This is a genomic window from Streptomyces atroolivaceus, from assembly GCF_000717025.1.
Lineage (GTDB): Bacteria > Actinomycetota > Actinomycetes > Streptomycetales > Streptomycetaceae > Streptomyces > Streptomyces atroolivaceus.
In genome coordinates this window covers 365970-387847 of the sequence record NZ_JNXG01000001.1, presented here as the reverse complement: position 1 = coordinate 387847, position 21878 = coordinate 365970, and the positions used below count along the sequence as shown (strand labels likewise).

Genomic DNA, 21878 nt, shown 5'->3' with positions numbered 1-21878 from the left:
GACGGTCAGGCGGGCAACTGGGTGAGTGCCCAGATCCCCACGGCGAAGCAGATCAGCGCCACCACCAGCACCGGGACCGCCACCTTCGGGGGCGGTCCCGGCCGCTTGGCGGGGGAAGGCCGGGACGGGGGCTGCGCGGCGTGACCGGGAGCCTGAGGGTGCTGGGCGGTGTAGGCGCGGGTGGGCGGAGTGCCGTACGGCACGGCGGCCGTGGCGGCCTGGGCGAGGTCCGAAGAGGCGGCGTAGGGGGGCACCGTGCCGGCCGGGGCGGACGGCGCCTGCGGATGCGCCGGGTGCGGAAGCGGCGCGGGCTGCTGAGGGGGTGGCGCGAGGTGGAAGCTGCCCGTCTCCGACATCGACGGGGTTGCCGCGTACGGCTGTTGCCCCGGCGCACCCTGCGGCGCCGCGTACGGCTGCTGTCCCGGCGTACCCTGCGGCGCCGCGTACGGCTGCTGTCCCGGTGCACCCTGAGGCGCCGCGTACGGCTGCTGTCCCGGGTCCTGAGGCGTGTACGGCTGCTGGGACGGCTGTGGCGCGTGTGGCGTGCCGCCGGAGGCTTGTGCGGGCGTCTGCGGCCCCATGCCGGGCGTTCCAGGGGCGTCGGGGGCGACGGGGCGGTCGGGGCCGTCGGGCCCGAACCCCGCGGGGAGGGGGCCGATCTGGTCGAACACCTCCACGGGTTCGTCGTCCGGACCGGTCTCCGGCAGCATCTCGACCGCTGCCGTCAGCGCCTTGCGCGCACCTGTGGCCGTACGGAAGCGGGCGTGCGGATCCGGCTGCAGCAGGCCGGCGAGCACCTGCCACAAGGGCTCCGGCACCCCCTGGGGCGCGCCCGGCGTGCCGTGGGCGGCGAAGTACTCGATCAACGCCTTCGAGTCGGGCTTCTTCCCATGGAGCAGATAGAGGGCGACGAGACCCACGGCGAACAGGTCCGCCGGGAAGTCGGGCTCCGCTCCCATCATCTGCTCGGGTGCGAAGTAACCGGGCGTTCCCACCACGTAGTTGGTCTCCGTCAGCCGTGGTTCTCCCTTGCGCATGGAGATGCCGAAGTCGGAGAGCCGCAGATGCGGCCGGCCCTTGCCGGTGGCCTCCATAAGGATGTTGGCCGGCTTGATGTCACGGTGCACGACCCCCTCGGCGTGCACCGTGGACAGCCCGGACAGCAGCTGATCGAGCAGGAGACAGACGAAGCGCGGGGGGAGGGGGCCGTAGTCACCGATGACGTGGGCCAGCGAACCGCCGCTGACGAGATCCATCGTGAACAGGACCTTGTCGTCGTCGGCGGCCCAGCTGGCCGGGGCGAGAACGTGCGGATGCTCGATCCGCAGCGCCTGCTCACGGACGAAGCGCAGAAGGGTGTGCGCGTCGCTCTGCTGCAGGACCTTGGCCGCGACGTACCGGCGCCGCCGGTGGTCCCACGCACGCCAGACGGCGCCGACCCCACCACGTCCGATCGGATCGATCAGCTCGTACCGACCAGCGAAGACCTCACCCATTGCGCTGCGCCCGCTCCCGTTCCCGTTTCGGTTCGTGCCCCGGCTGCCGGGATACTGCCACGGCTCCGCCGCCCCGGGGCGGCCCCCGGGGCCCCGGAGGTCCCGTCCTAGCTCTGGTGACCCTCGTAGTGCGCGACCGCGTCCGCGGTGCGTCCCGCTCCGTACACCCTGAGGAACTCTGCCAGTTCGGGGTGGGCCGGGGCGAGGGAGTCGGCCGCATCGATGATGTCGCCGGCCGCCGAGACCGACCGGAGCAGCGACTGGATCTCGCGGACCACACGCCGCACGGTGGGAGCGCCACCGGTGCTGGAGGTCTGGCCGGTGTTGGTCAGGACCGAGCCGCCCTGCGACTTCTTGATCTCTTCCATCCGGTCGGTGGCCTCTCCCGCGCTGACGCTGCCGTCCGCGACCTGGCTGGCGAGCTCCTGGAGCGCCTGGACCCGCTGGACGACCGCGGGATTACCGATCTTGGCCCGCTGTCCGCTCATCAGCTGGGAGAGCATCGGGGCGGACAGCCCCAGCACCGCCGCGAGGCGTGCCTGATTGAGACCGAGGTCGTCGATCAGCCTGCGGAAGAGCGCCCCCAGCGGCTCTCCGTACCAGCTGCGCTGGAGCTCCCGGGCTCTAGCCGTCGCCTCTTGCTGCGCTGCGTCCATTGCGTCTCCCCTTCGCTGCGGCTTCGCTGCTGCGAACCTCGTCGTGCATCTTACGGAGAGCGGTTGCGGGCCGGGAGTCCCAATCCTTTTGCAGGATCAGGGGGGTCACCCGGTACTCTGTTCTGCGACGGACGGCGCGGCATGGATGTGTCCTGTGGTGTCCGCATTTCGGGGCCTTAGCTCAGTTGGTAGAGCGCTGCCTTTGCAAGGCAGATGTCAGGAGTTCGAATCTCCTAGGCTCCACGACGAAATGCCCCCTGAACCTGCGGAAACGCAGGTTCAGGGGGCATTCTTCGTGCCCGTCGGGGGCGCATGGATGCCCTCGATGTCATCGGAGGCCCCTGCTCCTCCGAGGGGTTTGCACCGTGAAGGCGCGCCCCCCTCCGGGCCCCACCCCCGTCAGACGGTTGGCCGGCCTCCCGGCCGGGGCCGCCTACGGCCGGGGCCGCGGAGGTCAGGTGCCCTGACGTCCCCGCAGCTCCTCCACGGCGGTCCGGGCGGCGGCGCCGATCACCGCGTCGGCGCGCGGCAGCTTGGCGTCGGAGCGGGCGGCCTGGGTGAAGACCACGGCGGTGTAGGTGCTGCCGTCCGCTAGTTCCACGACGCCCGCTTCGTGGCGCAGGGCTCCGAAGCTGCCGGTCTTCCCGTAGACGGTGACGTCGTCGTACGGGAATCCGGACGCGAGCCGGTGCGTCCACGGCTGCCTGCGCATCACGTCGCGCATGAAGGCGCAGCGCTCGTCCGAGGCGGCCCGCCCGGTCCAGATCGCCCGCAGGAGCCGTGCCATGTCCGCCGGTGTGGTGGAGGCCTTGAACGCCGGGTCGTACACCCCCGGGGGCACCACGGTGTCGTTGTCCGCCACGTGTGCCAGGGCGGCGTCCAGGGAGGGGGCGCCCGTCTCGGCGACCAGGCGGCTGAACGTGGTGACGACTCCCCCGCGGATATGGGTGTCGGGCATGCCCAGGTCCCGGCACATGGCGTCGACCACCTCCGCGCCGACGGCCCGGAGAACGGCGTCGGCCGAGGTGTTGTCGGAGATCGTCATCATCAGCACCACCAGGTCGCGCAGCGACATCGTGACGCTGTCGTGCAGGATCGAGATGCCGGTCGGGCCGGGCACGCGCTCGCCGGGTTCCAGCGTCAGCCTGCGCCCCGGATCGATCAGCCCCGCGTCCGCCAGGCGGCAGAAGGCGACCATCAGAGGCACCTTGTAGACCGACCCCATGGGCAGCTGCTCGCCGGGGTCGACGGTCACCCGGGCCGACGGACTGTTCAGCTCCGCCACGTGCAGCCAGCCTCGGACACCCGCGTCGTCGAACATGCCGCGGATGGCCCGCTCCGCACTGCCGCCGCTCCTTCGACCGCTCACTTCGCCACCGTCCGGGTCAGGGTTTCCTCGATCAGTCGCGCTGTCTCAGCGGTCTCCTCCGCCCCCGGGCGCCGTGGGTCCCAGGCCACCCGCAGGCGCAGCGGGAGCGGCGGATCGTGGGCCGTCCGCCGCTCGACCTCCGTTGCCGTCAGCGCGGCGTCCGCCGTGACCAGCACCGCCTGACCCGCCGCCACCAGCGCGAGCCCGGCGCGTTCGTCGGCGACCACCACGGTCTCCACCCGGCGGCCGCGGCTGGCCAGGGTGTCGACGAAGAGGTCGTGGGCCGCGGGCGCTTCGGCACGGGGCCGTACGGCAACGGGCAGACGCGACACGAGGGCGTCCCCGGCGTCACCGAGCCCTGCGGGGGCGAGGATCCAGGTCGGCAGCAGGATCACCCGGCCTGCGGCGAGCCCGTGCAGCACGGAGGGATGGCGGATCACGGCGATGTCGAGCCGGCCGGCCGCCACGTCGTTGAGGAGCACTGCGGTCGAGGCCGTCACCATGCCGATCCGTGCGTGTTCACCGGCCCTGACCGGCGAGGCGGCCACGTCGGCCGCGAGGGCGGTCGGCACCTCCGGAGTCAGCCCGAGCCGCAGGCGCCTGCCGTCGGCGTGCTCGCGGGCACCGGTCTCGCGCAGTTCCGCGAGTGCGGCCAGCGCCCTACGGGCGTGGGGAAGGAGCAGCGTCCCCTCCTCGGTGAGGGAGACTCCCCTCTCGCGGTCGAACAGGCGGACCCCCAGCAGGGCTTCCAGCCGGCGCAGGCCCTGTGACAGAGGCGGCTGGGTGATGCCCACTCGTTGAGCAGCGGTTCCGAAGTGCTCCTCCTCCGCCAGCGCGACGAAGATTTCGAGATGCCGTTCCGTCAGCACTCACCCTCCTGAAGTGCGGCGATACAGCCTGTGAATCAGCGTGATGCCGAGATCGTATTCGACATGCGGCGGAAGGGCGGGCTTGACTCCGGAAAGGGGGAAGGCGGGCGGGCCTCGGTGGGCCGTCGGCCGGGCTGCCGGCGCGCGCAGGCACCCCTCCGACGCCGGGGGACCGATTCCGGCGAGCTGATCAGGCCCGACCCGGAACGGAGAACACTGTGACGCGTGACGACAGCAGGTACGGTTCCACGCCGCCGCGGGGGCGGACGCGGCGCGTGCGGCGCCCGCTCGGCATCGCCACGGCCCTTCTCGTGCTGGCGGCAGGGGGTTATGCAGCCTTCGCCTACGTGAGCACCGATACCCGTGACCAAGACGCGGAAGTGGCGGCAGCCCGAGAGCCCCTGGCGGCATTCCTGGCCGCGTGGGCAGGGCATGACGCGCCGAAGGCGGCGAGCTACACCGACACACCTGACGGGTCGGCATCGCTTCTCACGTCCGTGCTGACCAACCTCAAGCCGTCGAGAACCACCATCGACGACGGCGAGGGCCGGATGAGAGGGGAAGGGAAGGCGCGCTTCCTCTTCACCGTGACCATGGCGGTACCGGGCGCGGGCGACGTCACCTGGCGCTCCCACGCGCAGGTGAGTGACGCGTCGGGGACGTGGAAGGTCGAGTTCACGTCGTCGCTGATCCATCCGGAACTGGCGTCGGGGCAGACGCTCGCGCTCAAGAGCGCCGGCGCCAGGGCGCAGGTCCTCGACGCCGAGGGCGACCCGCTCCGTGCGGAGAGTCTCGTCGGGGCCGTCGACCCGGTCAGCGGCAAGGGCGCGTCAGGCTTGGAGGCACGCTACGACAAGACCCTGTCGGGGGGCCGGAAGGCGGCCAGATCTCTGGTGGTCGCGGACCGGCAGAGCGGTCGAGCGGTCAAGGAGCTCACCGGGGGAGCCCCGGCCGAAGGCCGTCCCGTGCACACCACCATCGACCCCCGAGTCCAGAGCGCGGCAGCCGATGCTCTCACCGGGACCGAGGTCCACGCGGCCATCGTCGCCATAGATCCGCGCAACGGCCACATCCTCGCCGCGGCCAACCGGCCCGGTGGCTTCAACCGCGCCCTCGAAGGCCGCTACCCGCCTGGATCCGTCTTCAAGGTCGTCACCGCGGCGGCTCTTCTGGCAGGCGGAACGAAAGCGGAAAGCCCCGCGCCCTGCCCGAAGTTCGCGCATGTCGACGGACAGCGCTTCGAGAACCAGAAGCAGTTCGAGCTGCCGGCCGGCTCGACCTTCGCCGACGCCTTCGCGCAGTCCTGCAACACCTACTTCGTCGAGGCCCGTGACCGGCTCTCCGACACCGAGCTGCGCGACACGGCCCAGGCCTTCGGGATCGGAGGCAGCTGGGACGTGGGCACCACCACCTATGACGGCAGCGTTCCCGCCTCGACGAGCGACAACGACAAGGCAGCCGCCACCATCGGTCAGGCCCGCGTCCAGGCGTCTCCGCTGGTGATCGCGTCCGTCGCGGCCACCGTCAAGAGCGGGACGTTCAGCCAGCCCGTACTGGTGCCGGACGCGGTGAAGAAGAAGCACCGGGCTCCTGCGGAACTGGATGCCGGCGTCACCCGTGAGCTCCGTGAGCTGATGCGCGCCACGGTGACCTCCGGTTCCGCCCACGCCCTCCGTGATCTTCCCGGTCAGCCTCACGCCAAGACCGGTACCGCCGAGTTCGGCAGCGGCACACCGCCCCGTACGCACGCCTGGATGATCGGGTACCAGGGTGACTCCGACCTCGCGTGGGCGGTTCTCCTTGAGGACGGCGGGTCCGGCGGCGCCGACGCCGGGCCGGTCGCCCAGCGGTTTCTGCGCAACCTGGCCGGCTGAGGAGAGGCCGGCCAGGTCCGAACGAAGACCTCAGAAGGGGAAAGACCGCAACTCATGAGTACCCGCACCACAGTCTCCCGCCGTGCCGCCCTCGCCACGCTGGCGGGGATCGCGGCCTCGACGCTTCCAGGATGCGCCGAGCCGGCTTCATCCGGTCCGCCGCCGCCCGGCCCGCCACCGTCCGCCTCCGCGCCCTCCCGCACGACCCCGGCCGAACCCCGTACCGAGCGGGCGTTCGCGGAGCTGGAACGGAAGTACGACGCCAGGCTGGGCGTCTACGCTCTCGACACAGGCAGCGGCCGGACCGTCACCCACCGGCCCGACGAGCGTTTCGCCTATGCCTCCACCTGTAAGGCCCTGCTGGCCGGCGCCGTGCTGGACAGGAACTCGCTCCGCGAGCTCGACCGGCTCGTGCGCTACGGCCGTGACGACCTCGTCAGTCACTCGCCGGTGACCGAACGGCATGTCGCCACCGGAATGAGTCTGCGCGAGCTGTGCGACGCCACGGTCCGCTACAGCGACAACGCCGCGGCCAACCTCCTTTTCCGGGAGCTCGGCGGCCCACGGGGGTTGCAGGACGCCCTGCGGGGGCTCGGTGACGACGTCACCCGCTGCGACCGCTACGAGGTGGCGCTCAGCGACGCGGTACCCGGTGACCTCCGCGACACCAGCACGCCCCGCGCCCTCGCCGACGACCTGCGCGCGTACGTCCTCGGCACCACACTTCCCACGGACAAGCGTGCCGTGCTGACCGACTGGCTCAAGCGCAACACCACCGGCGACCACACCATCCGCGCCGGTACCCCGGACGGCTGGCAGGTGGGAGACAAGACCGGTACCGGTGGCTACGGCACCCGCAACGACATCGCCATCGTCTGGCCACCGGACCGCGCCCCCATTGCCCTCGCCGTTCTCTCCCGCAGGGACACCAAGGACGCCGAACGCGACGACGCGCTCCTCGCCCGCGCCGCCGAAGTCACCTTCGACGCCCTTGTCTGAGCGCACCGTGCGGTGACGGACCCGCCCTGCTGTGTGGTCTGCACGCTTCTGCGGTCCTGTCCTGTTTCACGTGAAACAGGACAGGACCGCTTCACTGTTTCACGTGGAACAGAGAAGAGGCGCCGAAGACCGTGAGGTCTCTCGGCGCCCCTTTCAGGCGTCCGTCCCGGGTGGACCGGGCCGGCAGTGGACTGCTCAGGGACGACCGTCGCGGTCGCTGCCGTTCGCCTGGTCCGATTCGTCCTCGGCATCGTCCTGCTTCGCCCGGACCTCCGGGTCGAGCACGGTCCGGCCGTCGCCGTCGACGGAGGTCAGCGGAGCGCGCTCGTCTCCCACCTCGGTGGGGGCGGGCGGCTCGACCAGCCAGTCGGGGTTGGCCTGCTTGTCCCACCACTTCCAGGCGGCGAAGGCCGCTCCGGCCAGGGCACCCAGCACGAGGAACCCCTTGGCCGCCCGCCCTGCCTTGGCCCTGCGCTCGTGCTTCCTGACGAGCTTCTGGATCTCCTTGGCCGTGACCTGGCCTCGGAGGGCGGCCAGGGCCGCCGTGCTGCGGGCAGTGGCCTCCTCGGCCATGGGCCGGCCGACCGCCACCGCGTACTCGACGCGGGGGACGGTGTAGTCCGCTGCGGTCCGGGCGGCGCTGCGCGTCCGGATGGCGGCCTTCTGTGCGGCCTCGTCAACCTTCGGAGGCACATGGGTCAGTGCCTGTTCGATGCGTGGTGCGAGGTGTGCGCCGTACTGGACGCGGGCTTGCGCGGCTGCCTTCGACACCTTGGGCGCGAGCAGTGCACGAGCCTCCTGCGCGTAGTGCGCGGCCTGTTCCTTGGCCGTGTCGGCGTAGGGCGCCACCACTTCCGCGGCGTGCTGCGCGCTGTCCTTCGCCGAGTAGGTTGCGGCGCGCACGCTGTCGATGCGGGTCACGGGATCCTCCTCCTTGGTGGCGGGTAGGTACTCCGCCTATCCACCCAATTCGAAATCATGCCCCCTGGGGCTACGAGCGCCATGCGGGACGGGCATCCGGGTCACGAACGTCATTCTCGGGCAATACGGTGCAAGAGGAGTGTGTCGCCGACGATGCCACGGTTCGTGTCGGCGCGCCCCGTGTCGTCGGCACCTGGCCCTGTCGATCCCCAGGACGTGTGGGAAGGGTGCAGGAAAGCGGGCAACGAGGTGAGTGGGGCTCCTGCCGACGCCGTGGCCGCGCTGCGGAGGGGGTGCCGCATGCAAGGATCGGTGGTCATCAGCGGAGACTTAGGGAAGGCAGACCGTGGCCGAGCAGCTTTACGCCACTTTGAGGACCAACCAGGGCGACATCGAGATCCGGCTGCTGCCGAACCACGCGCCCAAGACGGTCAGGAACTTCGTCGAGCTAGCCAAGGGGGAGCGTGAGTGGACCAATCCGGAGACGGGCAGGAAGTCCACCGAGAAGCTGTTCGACGGCACTGTCTTCCACCGCGTCATCAGCGGCTTCATGATCCAGGGCGGCGACCCCCTGGGTAACGGCACGGGCGGCCCCGGGTACGAGTTCGGCGACGAGTTCCACCCCGACCTCGCGTTCGACAAGCCGTACCTGCTGGCGATGGCCAACGCCGGTCCGGGCACCAACGGTTCACAGTTCTTCGTGACCGTGTCGCCCACGGCCTGGCTGACAGGCAAGCACACGATCTTCGGCGAGGTGGCCGACGAGGCCGGCAAGAAGGTCGTGGACGCCATCGCCGCGGCTCCCACCAATCCGCGCACCGACAGGCCGCTTCAGGACGTGGTGATCGAGTCGGTCGTCATCGAGACCCGCTGACCTGGAGGGCGGCCGGCCCTCCGGGCCGCTGACCTGACGGGCCGCCTCCTCGCCGGGAACCAACCGCCCTGCTCGTCCGTACTGTTACATAACGGGCGAGTGGGGCGGTGGCATGTGTGCCGCCTCCGCGGGACGAGGACCGAAGGGGCCGTGACCGATGGACCAGCAGCCGCCGGAAGACCAGGACGGGTCCGCGGCCGCGGGCGGCCCACCCACGTGCTACCGGCATCCGGACAGGGAGACGGGGATCCGCTGCACGCGGTGCGAGCGGCCGATCTGCACGGACTGCATGGTCGAAGCCTCGGTGGGCTTCCACTGTCCGGAGTGCGTCCGTGAAGGTTCCGGTTCGGGCCACCACCGCGCGCCGAACCGGCCGCGGACCCTGGCCGGGGGAAGCGTCGCGGACGACCCCAGGCTGGTCACCAAGATCCTTCTCGGTATCAATCTCGCCGTCTTCGTCGCGGTCCTGATCGCCAGGCAGTCCGAGTATCCGCTGGTCGACGACCTGCTGTTGTTCGGCCGGGCCTACTCGGGCGATCCGTCGGCGGGTCTGGAAGGCGTGGCGGAGGGGCAGTGGTACCGGCTGGTGACGTCGATGTTCCTGCACCAGGAGGTGTGGCACATCGCTTTCAACATGCTGGGGCTGTGGTGGCTCGGCGGGCCCCTGGAGGCCGCTCTGGGCCGTGCCCGCTATCTCGCGCTCTACCTGCTCTCAGGGCTCGCGGGCAGCGCGCTCACCTACTGGATCGCCGACCCCGCGCAGGGCTCGCTCGGTGCCTCGGGCGCGGTCTTCGGTCTGCTGGGTGCCACGGCCGTGCTGATGCGCCGGATGAACTACGACATGCGACCGGTGATCGCACTGCTCGTGGTGAATCTGATCTTCACCTTCAACCCGTGGGGTGCGATCGCCTGGCAGGCGCATGTCGGGGGACTGGTCGCGGGCGCGCTGATCGCGATCGCCATGGTCCACGCGCCGCGCGAGCGCCGGAACGCCGTGCAGTACGGCGCCTGCGCGCTCGTCCTCGTGGTGATCGTGGTCGCGGTCCTCGTCAGGACCGCCGCGCTCACCTGAGCGACATCCGTCGGTCCGGGCAGCGGTTGTCCACAGAGGGTGCCGGATCTTGTGCATGACGTGTGGAACAGATGTGCCCCTTGTCGCTGAACTGGGTTTTCCCAGTCAGGACAAGGGGCGTACCGTCTCGCGATGCGTAAGTGTGTAGTCACACCGGCGTCAACGTCGAGGGAGGTTATCCACAGATCGTCTGACCTTTTCCCCTACCTGTGGATAACTCTGTGGGTAACTTCAGGGCAGAGCTACTTCCACTGTGTGGAGACCCCGAAGCCACCGGCGATGAAGCCGAAGCCCACCACGATGTTCCAGTTCCCGAGAGCATCGACCGGCAGGTCGCCCTCGGTGACGTAGAAGACCACGATCCAGGCCAGGCCGATCAGGAAGAGCGCCAGCATCACCGGCGCCACCCAGCTGCGGTTGGTCAGCTTTATGCTCGTCGACTGCTTGGCCGGCGGAGGCGTGAAGTCTGCCTTCTTGCGGATACGTGACTTCGGCACGAGGGACTCTCCTGTCGATGCGCTGCGTGACCGCGCAGTGATCTGTGGCTGGCGCCGGGGCGCGAGGGGGAATGCTGCCTCCCCAGGGCGTCCGTTAGCGTAGTGCTTCCGTGGCGCCTAAGGAGATAAGGGTACGTTGAGCAATTCTGCCGACTCTCCTCGAGGCCCGGCCGGGCGCATGTCCCGATGGCCGGTCCAAGGCCTCACCGCTGCCGTTTTCGCCCTGGCCGGTCTGATCTTCGTCACCAGTGCCAACACGGCCAAGGGCACCGACATCCGGACCGACTCGTCGCTGCTGAAGCTCTCCGACCTCATTCAGCAGCGCAGCGAGAAGAACGCGGAACTGGACGAGTCGACCGCTTCCGTGCGTGCGGACATCGACACGCTCGCCCGGCGCGACGACGGGAGCACCCGTGCCGAGGACGCGAAACTCGACGCGCTGGAGAAGGCCGCGGGCACCACGGAGATCACCGGTGAGGCGCTTGCCGTCACGCTGAACGACGCCCCGCCGAACGCCACCGCCAATCCGGGGTATCCCGAGCCGCAGCCCAACGACCTGGTCATCCACCAGCAGGACCTGCAGGCCGTCGTCAACGCCCTCTGGGAGGGCGGGGCCCGTGGGATCCAGGTGATGGACCAGCGGCTGATCTCCACCAGTGCGGTGCGCTGCGTCGGCAACACGCTGATCCTGCAGGGGCGGGTCTACTCGCCGCCGTACAAGGTCACCGCCGTCGGCGACCGGGAGAAGCTCAGGCAGGCGCTCACCGACTCCGCGGCCATCCAGAACTACCAGCTGTACGTCAAGGCGTACGGACTGGGATGGAAGGTCGAAGAGGACGACAAGCGTACGCTTCCCGGCTATTCCGGCACCGTCGACCTCCATTACGCACAGCCTGTGGAGTAGTGCGCCGGACTCCCCGGTCGGCGGACCTCGTGAAGGGCGGACGGGACTGTGACGGACGCCTGGCAGACGGCTTTCCACAGCTGACCCACGCCTGTGCCCCGGCCGTTTAGTCTGGTGCCGTACCGAATGGAGGCAACAGCATGTACGGCTGGATCTGGCGGCACCTGCCGGGCAACGCATGGGTGCGGGGCTTCATCTCGCTCGTGCTCGCCCTGGCCGTGGTCTACGCGCTCTTCCAGTACGTCTTCCCGTGGGCGGAGCCGCTGCTGCCGTTCGGTGATGTGACGGTGGACGGCGCGGGAACCGGCGGAGCGGGGGCCGGCCGGTGAGCGCTCGCATTCTCGTCGTCGACAACTACGACAGCTTCGTCTTCAACCTCGTCCAGTACCTCTACCAGCTCGGTGCGGAGTGCGAGGTGGTGCGCAACGACGAGGTGACCACGGCACACGCCGACGACGGCTTCGACGGGGTCCTGCTGTCGCCCGGTCCCGGTACACCCGAGCAGGCGGGCGTCTGCATCGAGATGGTGCACCACTGCGCGCGAAGCGGCGTTCCGGTCTTCGGCGTCTGCCTGGGCATGCAGTCGATGGCCGTGGCGTACGGCGGTGTGGTGGACCGGGCGCCGGAGCTGCTGCACGGCAAGACCTCACCCGTGCAGCACGAGGGCAAGGGCGTGTTCGCCGGTCTGCCGTCCCCCTTCACCGCGACGCGGTACCACTCGCTCGCCGCCGAGCCGGCGACGGTACCGCCGGAGCTGGAAGTCACCGCACGCACCGCCGACGGCATCATCATGGGGCTCCGCCACCGTGAACAGGCGGTGGAGGGAGTGCAGTTCCACCCCGAATCGGTGCTCACGGAGCACGGTCACCTGATGCTCGCCAACTGGCTGGAGCAGTGCGGTGACCAGGGTGCCGTCGCGCGATCGACGGGGCTCGCCCCGGTGGTGGGCAAGGCCGTCGCGTGACCTCACGCCGCCCCCACGCCGGGCAGGAAGGCCCGTACGCGCAGGGAGCGTCCGAGCCCGACGGCACGTTCGAGGCGGCGGTGGAACAGCTCGCGGATCCGCTGAACGATCCGTTGCCGGGGCAGCACACCTCGCCCTGGTTCCGGGCGGAGACGGGCCAGCCCGACGACGTAGCGCGGCAGACGCCCCGTACGGCGGCTCAGGAGCCTGTGGAGCCCTCGGGCGAGTGGTACGACCCGGAGGGGTATCGGAGGGACTGGTACGGGCCTCAGGGGCCGGAATCAGGCCCTGCGGCCGGCACCGTCCAGGGGACGGCCGTGATACCCGGCCCGGGAGCGCCCGCCCCGGTTCCGGGAGCTCCTGCCCCCGGCCCCGTGCGGTCCGTCACCGACGTCAGTCCCGTCCAGGGCGACGAGACCGTCGCCCTGCGGACCGCCGACACCCGGAGGGCGGCGCGGCCGGCGGGCTCCGACGCCCCGGAACCCGCCCTCGGCCACTTGTCCACGGGCGGGGAGCCTCCGTCCACGGGCGGCCGGGCCGAACGCCGCAGGGCGGCCCGAGGGCGAGGCAGACGGAGGGGCGAACCCCGGCGTGCCGCGGAGGCCGGAGCGCCGGCGGAGCCCGCGGCCCCGATGTCGCGGCTGGAGGCCCGTCGCGCCGCCCGTGCCGCGAAGGACAGCCCCGCCGTCGTCGCCAGCCGGGTCGTCGGTGAAGTGTTCATCACCTTCGGTGTGCTGATGCTGCTGTTCGTGACGTACCAGCTGTGGTGGACCAACATCCGCGCCGATCAGATCGCCGGCCGGGAGACGAACAAGATCCAGGACGACTGGGCGAACGGCGAGCGCAGCCCGGGTGTTTTCGCACCCGGTCAGGGGTTCGCCATCATGCACATCCCCAAGCTCGACGTGGTCGCACCGATCGCCGAGGGCATCGACAAGGAGAAGGTCCTCGACCGCGGCATGATCGGTCACTATGCCGAGGGCAAGCTGAAGACCGCGATGCCGTCGGCGAAGCAGGGGAACTTCGCCGTGGCGGGTCACCGCAACACCCACGGAGAGCCGTTCCGCTACATCAACAGGCTGGAACCGGGCGATCCGATCGTGATCGAGACGCAGGACGCCTACTACACGTACGAGATGGCCAGCATCCTTCCGCAGACGTCGCCGTCCAACGTGGCCGTGATCGACGAAGTGCCGCCGGGGTCCGGTTTCACCGGTCCCGGCAGGTACATCACACTCACGACGTGCACGCCGGAATTCACGAGTACGTACCGAATGATCGTGTGGGGCAAAATGGTCGACGAACGGCCGCGTAGCAAGGGGAAGCCCGACGCGCTCGTCGGCTGACGCGGGCTGGACGACATCACGACAGGGACGGGTGCGGTGGCAGCGAGGACCGAGCACGAAGAGCGCACCGACGAACGGGTGGCCCCGGTGCGGCGCACGAGCCGTCATCCCGTCGCGACGGCGGTGAGCATCTTCGGCGAACTGCTGATCACCGGGGGGCTGGTGCTGGGCCTGTTCGTCGTCTACTCGCTGTGGTGGACCAACGTGCTCGCCGACCGCGAGGCCGACAAGCAGGGCAACACCGTCCGCGACCGCTGGGCGGGCGGACCGGGAGCGCTGGACACAGGGGACGGCATCGGCTTCCTCCACGTCCCCGCCATGAAGAACGGCGAGGTGCTGGTCAAGAAGGGCACCGACACCGAGACGCTCAACAACGGCATCGCCGGCTACTACACGGACCCCGTGAAGTCGGCCCTCCCCTCGGACGCGCAGGGCAACTTCTCGCTCGCCGCGCACAGGGACGGGCACGGCGCCAAGTTCCACAACATCGACAAGGTGAAGAAGGGCGACGCGGTCGTCTTCGAGACCAAGGACACCTGGTACGTCTACAAGGTCTACGCCGAGCTGCCGGAGACGTCCAAGTTCAACGTCGACGCGATCGCCCCGGTGCCCAAGGAGTCGGGCGTGAAGAAGGCCGGCCGCTACATCACGCTGACCACGTGCACCCCCGTCTACACCTCGAAGTACCGCTACATCGTGTGGGGCGAGCTGGTGCGGACCGAGAAGGTGGACAGGGACCGCACGAAACCGGTGGAGCTGCGGTAGTCACGGACGACGGCACAGGGCCCCGGTCACCGTTGCGGAGGTGACCGGGGCCCTGTGTGCGTTCGTGCCGGGCCGGGCGCGTCAGTCCGACGAGCCGGACGGGCCTCCGAAGAAGTTGCCGTCTCCGCCGCCCCCGTCCATTCCGCCGAAGGTGGTGAGAGTGACCGTACTGCCCTTGGCGACCTGGGTGTTGGGACCCGGGGCGGCCTGCATCACGAGGGAGTTCGGCTTGTCGGGCGAGTTGGGAGCGAGTGCGACCACCAGTCCGAGGCCTTCGAGCGTTCCCTTCGCTTCCTGGTACCGCTTGCCGACGATGTCAGCCGGGATGGTGACCTGCTCGGGCTGTGCGGGCCCCTTGGAGACCTTCAGGACGATCTGGGCGTCCTTGGCCTGCTTGCTCGGCCCTTCCGGGGTCTGGCCGACGACCATGTCCTTCGGCTGCTCCGAGTCGACGTCCTGCCGCACGATGTTGGTGAAGCCGATGCCGCGGAGCTGTGCCTCCGCCTCGGCGTAGGTCCGGTTGAGAACCGGCAGGTCGAGCAGCGCCTCCTTGGCCACGGTGATCGTGACCTCGGTCTCCTTGTCGACCTTCGTACCGCCCTCGGGGTCCTGCTTGGTGACCGTACCCGCCGTCGCCTCGGACTCCACGGCGGTGACCTTCACCGTGAAGCCCTCGTCCTCCAGCTTCTTCCGCGCGCTCTCCTCGGACTTCTCCAGGACATCCGGGACCTCGACCTTGGGAGCGCCGGCGGAGACGACGACCGTCACGGTCTCGCCCGTGGCCATCTGGGCGTCCCCCTCCGCTGACGGGGTCTGGCTGCAGATCTTGTCCTTCTCCTGGGTCTCGCAGGGTGCCGTGGATCCGACCTTCAGGACGACCCCGGCGTTGTCCGCGAGTCTCTGCGCCTCATCGGTCGTGGAGCCGACCATGTTCGGCACGTCGATCTTGCCGCTGCCGCTGTCGTCGGAGCTGAAGATGTAACGGCCGATCAGGATCGCGCCGATGAGCACAAGAACGCCGGCGACCACGAGGAGGATCGTCGAGGTGTTGCTCTTCTTCTGGCGCCGGCGGCTCTGGCGGTCGTCGTAGCCGTAGCCACCGTCGTCCGGATTGACCGGGGGCAGCATGGACGTCTGCGCGCCGCCCGGGTCCGTCGCCCGCAGGGCGGTGGTGGGCTGGTCGTTGCCGTAGGCGTCGTACCCGCCGTAGCCCGCCGCGCCCATGGCGGCCGTGGCCGCGACCGGCTGGCCGTCGAGGCAGGCCTCGATGTCGGCGCGCATCTCGTCGGCCGACTGGTAGCGGTAGTCGGGGTCCTTGGTCAGCGCCTTCAGGACGATGGCGTCCATCTCGGGCGTGATCTCGGGATCGAAGTTGCTCGGAGGCTGCGGCTCCTCGCGCACGTGCTGGTACGCGACCGCGACGGGCGAGTCACCGACGAACGGGGGCCGGACCGCGAGTAGCTCGTAGAGCAGGCAGCCGGTGGAGTACAGGTCGGAGCGTGCGTCGACCTGCTCGCCCTTGGCCTGCTCCGGAGAGAGGTACTGGGCTGTCCCGATGACCGCGGCGGTCTGGGTCATCGTCATTCCGGAGTCACCCATGGCACGGGCGATACCGAAGTCCATGACCTTGACCTGGCCGGTGCGCGTCAGCATGACGTTCGCCGGCTTGATGTCCCGGTGGACGATCTGCGCGCGGTGCGAGTACTCCAGTGCCTGGAGGATCCCGACCGTCATCTCGAGGGTCCGCTCCGGCAGCAGCTTGCGTCCGGAGTGCAGGAGTTCTCTGAGAGTCGATCCGTCCACGTACTCCATCACGATGTACGGGATGGAGACCCCGTCGACGTAGTCCTCGCCGGTGTCGTAGACGGCGACGATCGCGGGGTGGTTGAGCGAAGCGGCCGACTGGGCCTCACGGCGGAACCGTGCCTGGAAGGACGGATCGCGGGCGAGGTCGGCCCGCAGCGTCTTCACAGCGACGGTGCGGCCGAGCCGGGTGTCGTGCGCGAGGTAGACCTCGGCCATGCCACCACGGCCGAGCACCGAGCCCAGCTCGTACCGGCCGCCGAGGCGACGCGGCTCTTCCATAACTGATCCAGCCCTCTCCGTCAGTCCCGACCGCACCCGTGTGTGGTCCGGCGGTGCGCTGTTCGCGCTTACGCTACCGGGCCCTCCTGGCGTGATCGGCCCGCACCCGTCAGCTGATATCCGACCGGTATCCCAATGTGCTGGTGTGGACAGAAGTTGTGACGGGTGTCACTACTTTCCGTCGAGTACCGCCTTCATCACGCTCTTGGCGATTGGTGCGGCCAGGCCGCCGCCGGAGATGTCGTCCCGGTTGGCGTTGCCGTCCTCGACCACCACGGCGACGGCGACCGGTGAACCGCTGTCGGTCTTCGCGTACGAGATGAACCAGGCGTACGGCTTCTCACTGTTGTTGAGTCCGTGCTGGGCGGTACCGGTCTTGCCACCGACGGTGACGCCCTTGATCTGCGCGTTGGTTCCCGTGCCGTCCTCGACCACGGTCTCCATCATCTCCTGCACCTTCTGGGCGTTCTCCGCCGAGAGCGGCTGGCTGAGCTGCTCCTTCTCGTGCGTGTAGATGACGTCCAGATTGGGTGCCTGGCGCTGGGCGACCATGTACGGCTGCATGAGCTTGCCGTCGTTGGCGATCGCGGAGGCCACCATGGCCATCTGGAGGGGAGTGGCGCGGTTGGACGCCTGGCCGATGCCCGCCATGGCGTTCTGCGGCTTGTTGTCCTTCGGGTAGATGCTGGCGTCGGCCCGGACCGGGGTGAAGACTTCCTTGTTGAAGCCGAACTTGTCGGCCTGTTCGATCATCTTCTCGTTGCCGAGATCGTCGCTCATCTTGCCGAAGACGGTGTTGCAGGACCAGCGCAGGGCTTCCCGGAGCGAGGCGTTCTCGCAGGGGATGTCGCCCTCGTTCTGCAACAGGTTGGAGGACAGGGGGAGCCGCCAGGGCAGGGGGGACTCCGTCTCCGCGTCGATGTCGGTGTAGAGGCCGTTCTCCAGCGCCGCCGCGGCCGTGACGACCTTGAACGTCGAGCCGGGCGGGTAGGTCTCCCGCAGGGCCCGGTTCAGCATCGGCTTGTCCTTGTCGGTCAGGAGCTTCTGCCGGGCGTCGGAGTCCTTCATGGAGTTGCCCGCGAAGACCGAGGGGTCGTACGAGGGGGTGCTGGCCAGGGCCAGGACGGCCCCGGTCTGCGGGTCGATCGCCGCGACGGCACCCTTCTTGGCGCCCAGCCCCTTGAAGGCGGCCTTCTGGGCGGTGCCGTTGAGGGTGGTGACGACGTTCCCGCCGGTCTCCTGCTCGCCGGTGAACATCGACAGGGTGCGGTCGAAGAACAGCTGGTCACTGTTGCCGGTGAGGATGCCGTCCTCGAGGCTCTCCAGCTGCGAGGAGTCGAAGGCCTGCGAGGAGTAGCCGGTGACGGGTGCCCACATGGGGCCGTTCTTCCAGACGCGCTTGTACTTGAAGTCGCTGTCCGTGGTCTCGACGGAGCCCGTGACGGGTTCGCCGTCGACGATGATGTTGCCCCGCTCGTGGGCGTAGCGCTCGATCTGGACGCGGCGGTTGTGCTCGTTCGCGTTGAGCTCGTCGGCACGCACGTACTGGATGTAGTTGGTGCGGACCAGAAGCGCCAGAACGAGGATGCCGCAGAAGATCGCGATCCTGCGGAGCGGCTTGTTCACGGTCGGACCACCTGGGTCATCTCGGCGTCCGGGGACGGAGCGGGGGCAGGAGCGGGACGTCGGGCCGTGTCGCTGATTCTGATCAGGATCCCGATGAGTGCCCAGTTGGCGATGACCGACGAACCACCTGCCGCGAGGAACGGCATGGTCATACCGGTCAGCGGGATGAGCCCCATGACACCGCCGGCGACGACGAAGACCTGGATGGCGAAGGAGCCGGAGAGGCCGATCGCGAGGAGCTTGCCGAACGGGTCCCGGGCGGCCAGCGCCGTACGGACGCCGCGCTCGACGATCAGACCGTAGACGAGCAGGACCGCCATCATCCCGGCCAGCCCGAGCTCCTCACCGACGGTGGCGAGGATGAAGTCGGAGTTGGCCGCGAAGCCGATCAGGTCGGAGTTGCCCTGACCGAGGCCGGTGCCGAGGGTACCGCCGGAGCCGAACGCCATCAGGGACTTGGCCATCTGCTCGCTCGCCGCCTCCTTGCCCCAGCCCGCGAAGGGGTCGAGCCAGGCGGTGACGCGGTCCTGGACGTGCGGCTCGAACGTTGCCACGCCGACAGCGCCGGCTGCGGACATCAGCAGACCGAAGACGATCCAGCTGGTGCGCTCCGTGGCGACGTACAGCATGACGACGAACATGCCGAAGAACAGCAGCGAGGACCCGAGGTCGGTCTCGAAGACCAGGATGAGGATCGAGAACGCCCAGACCATGAGGATCGGCCCGAGGTCGCGGCCGCGGGGCAGGTAGAGCCCCATGAAGCGGCGGCTGGCCAGGGCGAGCGCATCACGCTTGACCATGAGGTAGCCGGCGAAGAACACCGCGATGATGATCTTCGCGAACTCTCCCGGCTGGATCGTGCCGACGCCGGGGATCTTGATCCAGATCTTGGCGCCGTTCACGGCCGGGAAGAACATCGGAAGGATCAGCAGGAACAGCGCCACCAGCATGGAGATGTAGGTGTAGCGCTGCAGGATGCGGTGGTCCTTGAGCGCGATCAGGACGACGACCATCAGGGCGACGCCGACCGCTGAGAACATCAGCTGCTTGGAGGCGGCCGGGGCGAACGTCTTGAGTGCCTGGAACCGCTCCGACTGGTCCAGGCGCCAGATGAAGGCCAGCCCCAGCCCGTTCAGCAGGGTCGCCAGCGGCAGCAGCAGCGGGTCCGCGTACGGGGCGAACCTCCGCACCGCGAGATGCCCCACACCGCCGAGCAGTGCGAGGCCCAGGCCGTACCCGAGCATGCCGGCGGGAAGTTCGCCGTTGAGGGCGAGGCCCACGTTGGCGTACGCGAACACCGAGATGAGGACGGCGAACGCGACCAGGGCCAGCTCGGTGTTACGGCGGCTCGGCGCGTCGATCGCGCCGATGGTGGTCGTGTTGGTGACAACGCTCATGTGCTGAAGGCCCCCTACGGCTTACTGCTTACCGCACTGCAGGGCCAGCTTCTTCTCTTCCTCCGAGAGGCTGGGGCCGGGAGTGGGAGTCGCGGTCTGGGTCCCCTTGACGGGGGACGTGGCGGACGTGCTGTCGGAGGCGCTGCCGGCTTCGCCCTGCTCCTTGGCGGCATTGGCGTCCGCCTCGGCGGCGCGGCGCTGCGCGTCCTTCTCGCAGGCGGAGGCCTGTGCTTCGAGCTCGCTGATCTTCTTGCGGGCGTCGGTGAGGCTGCCCTGGGAGATGGTCGCCTCGACCTTCTTTCGCCAGTAGGGCGGGAGGTACTTCAGTTCGATCTTGGTGTCCTCTTCGACCTTCGAGAGGGACACCCAGGCGAGGTCCTGGCTGATTCCGCGGAACAGCGCGACGTTGTCTTCCTTCGCGCCCACGTAGAACTGGTTCTGGGTCCAGCGGTAGCCGCCGTAGACGCCGCCGCCGATGACGGCCAGCGCGAGCACGATGAGGAACGACCGCTTCAGCCACCTGCGGCCGCCGCGGGGCTTGACGAAGTCGTCGTCGGTGTACGAGTCGAAGGCGCCGTCCGGGGCGGAGCCGTAGCCCATGTCGTCGCCGCTTCCGGGAGGGCCGAAGCCCCCGGCCGGCGGCGGCACGGGGCGGCCGAGGCCGGCCGCACGTCCCGCCGGCGTCTCCATGGCACGGCCGTCGTTCGCCTGGGCGGCCTGGTTCTCGGCGACCGCCCCGACGATGACCGGGGTGTCGTTCAGCTGCCCGGCCAGGGTGTCGTTGCTGTCGACGTCCAGGACGTCGGCGACGATGCACGTGATGTTGTCGGGGCCGCCGCCGCGCAGAGCGAGCTGGATGAGGTCCTGGATGGTCTCCTGGGGGCCCTGGTAACTGGCCAGGGTCTCTTCCATCGTCTGGTGGGAGACGACGCCCGACAGGCCGTCCGAGCAGATCAGGTAGCGGTCACCGGCACGCACCTCCCGGATGGAGAGATCGGGCTCCACGTGGTCGCCGCTGCCCAGGGCCCGCATCAGCAGGGAGCGCTGCGGGTGGGTGGTGGCCTCTTCCTCCGTGATCCTGCCCTCGTCGACGAGACGCTGCACCCAGGTGTGGTCCTGGGTGATCTGCGTCAGGACACCGTCACGCAGGAGATACGCACGGGAGTCGCCGACGTGGACGAGGCCGAGACGCTGACCGGTCCAGAGCAGGGCGGTGAGCGTCGTGCCCATCCCCTCCAGCTGGGGGTCCTCCTCGACCATGACGCGCAGCTGGTCGTTGGCCCGCTGGACCGCCGTACCGAGCGAGGTGAGGAGGTCGGATCCCGGGACGTCGTCGTCGAGCTGCACGAGCGTGGAGATCACCTCGGAGCTGGCGACCTCTCCGGCCGCCTGGCCGCCCATGCCGTCGGCGATGGCGAGAAGGCGGGGTCCGGCATAGCCGGAGTCCTCGTTGCCTTCCCGGATCATGCCCTTGTGCGATCCGGCGGCGAAGCGCAGGGACAAGCTCATGCGCACCTCGCCCGTCGGCTCGGGGTACAGCCGGTCTCGAGCCACACTGCCCACCCTCCGGTCGGGAGCCGCGCCGGGTCCGTCGTCAGGACCGCCGCGGCTCGCTCGCTCCGCTCGCTCATTGTCGTACTACTTCCGCAGCTCGATGACGGTCTTGCCGATGCGGATCGGCGCGCCCAGCGGAACAGGTGTCGGGGTGGTGAGCCGGGTCCGGTCGAGATACGTGCCGTTGGTGGACCCGAGGTCCTCGACGATCCACTGGCCGTCACGGTCCGGGTAGATCCTGGCATGCCGACTGGACGCGTAGTCGTCATCCAGCACGATCGTTGAATCGTGCGCCCGGCCCAGGGTGATGGTCTGTCCCTGGAGCGCGACGGTGGTGCCGGTGAGCGTGCCTTCGGAGACGACCAGCTTGGTGGGTGCCCCGCGGCGCTGGCGCCCGGACTGCTGGCGCTGCTGAGGCGGCGCTGTTTGCTGTTGGCGTCCCTGCTGGGGACGGGTGTCACCTGCAGTGCGGCGTGAGCCGCGCTGCGTGACACGCGTACCGAACAGGTCGCTGCGAATGACCTGGACGGCCACGATTACGAATAGCCACAGAACAGCCAGGAAACCTAGCCGCATGACCGTCAGGGTCAGCTCTGACATTGCCCCCGCT

Annotated in this window: 20 protein-coding genes and 1 tRNA gene; 10 read left to right on the top strand and 11 right to left on the bottom strand. The window is 69.4% G+C overall.

The window, feature by feature from the left end; translation table 11 throughout:
* Positions 1-5 precede the first annotated feature (5 nt).
* Positions 6-1496: a serine/threonine protein kinase gene (locus OO67_RS01740; RefSeq protein ID WP_033296756.1), complete on the bottom strand. Its 1491-nt coding sequence runs from the start codon at positions 1494-1496 to the stop codon at positions 6-8.
* A gap of 107 nt (positions 1497-1603) precedes the next feature.
* Complete coding sequence (locus tag OO67_RS01735) at positions 1604-2152, bottom strand: helix-turn-helix domain-containing protein (protein WP_033296755.1); 549 nt, start codon at positions 2150-2152, stop codon at positions 1604-1606.
* A gap of 170 nt (positions 2153-2322) precedes the next feature.
* Between OO67_RS01735 and OO67_RS01730 the strand changes: the two genes are divergently transcribed.
* Positions 2323-2395, top strand: a tRNA-Ala gene (locus tag OO67_RS01730).
* Between the two features lie 211 nt (positions 2396-2606).
* Here OO67_RS01730 and OO67_RS01725 read toward each other — a convergent pair.
* Together OO67_RS01725 and OO67_RS01720 are read right to left on the bottom strand one after the other, a co-directional pair.
* Positions 2607-3521, bottom strand: coding sequence for a serine hydrolase (locus OO67_RS01725; RefSeq protein WP_033296754.1), 915 nt, complete (start codon positions 3519-3521; stop codon positions 2607-2609).
* The gene (locus OO67_RS01720; RefSeq protein ID WP_033296753.1) at positions 3518-4390 is read right to left on the bottom strand and encodes a LysR family transcriptional regulator; all 873 of its coding nucleotides are present in this window, start codon (positions 4388-4390) and stop codon (positions 3518-3520) included. The genes OO67_RS01725 and OO67_RS01720 overlap by 4 nt, the downstream gene beginning before the upstream one ends.
* A gap of 275 nt (positions 4391-4665) precedes the next feature.
* On the opposite strand from OO67_RS01720, the gene OO67_RS01715 reads away from it, so the two are divergent.
* Positions 4666-6264 carry a penicillin-binding transpeptidase domain-containing protein gene (locus OO67_RS01715; RefSeq protein ID WP_382056144.1) on the top strand — a complete coding sequence of 533 codons (1599 nt, stop codon included), beginning with the start codon at positions 4666-4668 and terminating at the stop codon, positions 6262-6264.
* A gap of 54 nt (positions 6265-6318) precedes the next feature.
* Complete coding sequence (gene bla / locus OO67_RS01710; protein ID WP_051709065.1) at positions 6319-7263, top strand: class A beta-lactamase; 945 nt, start codon at positions 6319-6321, stop codon at positions 7261-7263.
* Between the two features lie 195 nt (positions 7264-7458).
* Here bla and OO67_RS01705 read toward each other — a convergent pair whose 3' ends face one another.
* Positions 7459-8184 (bottom strand): DUF5324 family protein, encoded by a 726-nt coding sequence (locus tag OO67_RS01705; RefSeq protein WP_033296751.1) that lies wholly within the window; start codon positions 8182-8184, stop codon positions 7459-7461.
* Positions 8185-8530: 346 nt separating this feature from the next.
* Here OO67_RS01705 and OO67_RS01700 point away from each other — a divergent pair, with 346 nt between their 5' ends.
* Together OO67_RS01700 and OO67_RS01695 are read left to right on the top strand one after the other, a co-directional pair.
* Positions 8531-9058, top strand: a complete 528-nt coding sequence (locus tag OO67_RS01700) for a peptidylprolyl isomerase (RefSeq protein ID WP_033296750.1) — start codon at positions 8531-8533, stop codon at positions 9056-9058.
* Positions 9059-9215: 157 nt separating this feature from the next.
* Entirely contained in the window at positions 9216-10130 is a 915-nt protein-coding gene (locus OO67_RS01695; RefSeq protein WP_033296749.1) for a rhomboid family intramembrane serine protease, read from the top strand.
* A gap of 242 nt (positions 10131-10372) precedes the next feature.
* Here OO67_RS01695 and crgA read toward each other — a convergent pair whose 3' ends face one another.
* Positions 10373-10627, bottom strand: a complete 255-nt coding sequence (gene crgA, locus OO67_RS01690) for a cell division protein CrgA (protein WP_033296748.1) — start codon at positions 10625-10627, stop codon at positions 10373-10375.
* A gap of 178 nt (positions 10628-10805) precedes the next feature.
* On the opposite strand from crgA, the gene OO67_RS01685 reads away from it, so the two are divergent.
* The 5 genes from OO67_RS01685 to OO67_RS01665 all read left to right on the top strand — a co-directional run bounded on the left by OO67_RS01685 (position 10806) and on the right by OO67_RS01665 (position 14606).
* A complete protein-coding gene (locus OO67_RS01685) occupies positions 10806-11531 on the top strand; it encodes a DUF881 domain-containing protein (RefSeq protein ID WP_033296747.1) in 726 nt (241 codons plus the stop codon).
* A gap of 140 nt (positions 11532-11671) precedes the next feature.
* Positions 11672-11860: a hypothetical protein gene (locus OO67_RS01680; RefSeq protein ID WP_033296746.1), complete on the top strand. Its 189-nt coding sequence runs from the start codon at positions 11672-11674 to the stop codon at positions 11858-11860.
* On the top strand, positions 11857-12495 hold the full coding sequence (locus OO67_RS01675) for an aminodeoxychorismate/anthranilate synthase component II (protein ID WP_033296745.1): 639 nt from the start codon (positions 11857-11859) through the stop codon (positions 12493-12495). The genes OO67_RS01680 and OO67_RS01675 overlap by 4 nt, the downstream gene beginning before the upstream one ends.
* On the top strand, positions 12492-13841 hold the full coding sequence (locus OO67_RS01670; RefSeq protein WP_033296744.1) for a class E sortase: 1350 nt from the start codon (positions 12492-12494) through the stop codon (positions 13839-13841). The genes OO67_RS01675 and OO67_RS01670 overlap by 4 nt, the downstream gene beginning before the upstream one ends.
* 36 nt (positions 13842-13877) lie before the next feature.
* Entirely contained in the window at positions 13878-14606 is a 729-nt protein-coding gene (locus OO67_RS01665; protein WP_033296743.1) for a class E sortase, read from the top strand.
* 81 nt (positions 14607-14687) lie between these two features.
* On the opposite strand, the gene pknB is transcribed toward OO67_RS01665, so the two are convergent.
* The 5 genes from pknB to OO67_RS01640 all read right to left on the bottom strand — a co-directional run bounded on the left by pknB (position 14688) and on the right by OO67_RS01640 (position 21868).
* Positions 14688-16691, bottom strand: coding sequence for a Stk1 family PASTA domain-containing Ser/Thr kinase (pknB, locus tag OO67_RS01660; protein WP_033296742.1), 2004 nt, complete (start codon positions 16689-16691; stop codon positions 14688-14690).
* A gap of 171 nt (positions 16692-16862) precedes the next feature.
* Entirely contained in the window at positions 16863-18317 is a 1455-nt protein-coding gene (locus tag OO67_RS01655; RefSeq protein WP_033296741.1) for a peptidoglycan D,D-transpeptidase FtsI family protein, read from the bottom strand.
* Positions 18314-19714, bottom strand: a complete 1401-nt coding sequence (locus OO67_RS01650; protein ID WP_033296740.1) for an FtsW/RodA/SpoVE family cell cycle protein — start codon at positions 19712-19714, stop codon at positions 18314-18316. Before OO67_RS01650 ends, OO67_RS01655 begins: the two co-directional genes overlap by 4 nt.
* 21 nt (positions 19715-19735) lie before the next feature.
* Complete coding sequence (locus tag OO67_RS01645) at positions 19736-21223, bottom strand: PP2C family protein-serine/threonine phosphatase (RefSeq protein WP_033297007.1); 1488 nt, start codon at positions 21221-21223, stop codon at positions 19736-19738.
* 129 nt (positions 21224-21352) lie between these two features.
* Complete coding sequence (locus OO67_RS01640; protein ID WP_033296739.1) at positions 21353-21868, bottom strand: FHA domain-containing protein FhaB/FipA; 516 nt, start codon at positions 21866-21868, stop codon at positions 21353-21355.
* Between the last annotated feature and the right edge of the window lie 10 nt (positions 21869-21878).

Coding starts and splice junctions, on each gene's coding strand:
- OO67_RS01680 (WP_033296746.1), top strand. CDS start 11,672: ATGTACGGCTGGATCTGGCGGCACCTGCCGGGCAACGCATGGGTGCGG.
- OO67_RS01650 (WP_033296740.1), bottom strand. CDS start 19,714: ATGAGCGTTGTCACCAACACGACCACCATCGGCGCGATCGACGCGCCG.
- OO67_RS01645 (WP_033297007.1), bottom strand. CDS start 21,223: ATGAGCTTGTCCCTGCGCTTCGCCGCCGGATCGCACAAGGGCATGATC.
- OO67_RS01740 (WP_033296756.1), bottom strand. CDS start 1,496: ATGGGTGAGGTCTTCGCTGGTCGGTACGAGCTGATCGATCCGATCGGA.
- pknB (WP_033296742.1), bottom strand. CDS start 16,691: ATGGAAGAGCCGCGTCGCCTCGGCGGCCGGTACGAGCTGGGCTCGGTG.
- bla (WP_051709065.1), top strand. CDS start 6,319: ATGAGTACCCGCACCACAGTCTCCCGCCGTGCCGCCCTCGCCACGCTG.
- OO67_RS01695 (WP_033296749.1), top strand. CDS start 9,216: ATGGACCAGCAGCCGCCGGAAGACCAGGACGGGTCCGCGGCCGCGGGC.
- OO67_RS01735 (WP_033296755.1), bottom strand. CDS start 2,152: ATGGACGCAGCGCAGCAAGAGGCGACGGCTAGAGCCCGGGAGCTCCAG.
- OO67_RS01685 (WP_033296747.1), top strand. CDS start 10,806: ATGTCCCGATGGCCGGTCCAAGGCCTCACCGCTGCCGTTTTCGCCCTG.
- OO67_RS01640 (WP_033296739.1), bottom strand. CDS start 21,868: ATGTCAGAGCTGACCCTGACGGTCATGCGGCTAGGTTTCCTGGCTGTT.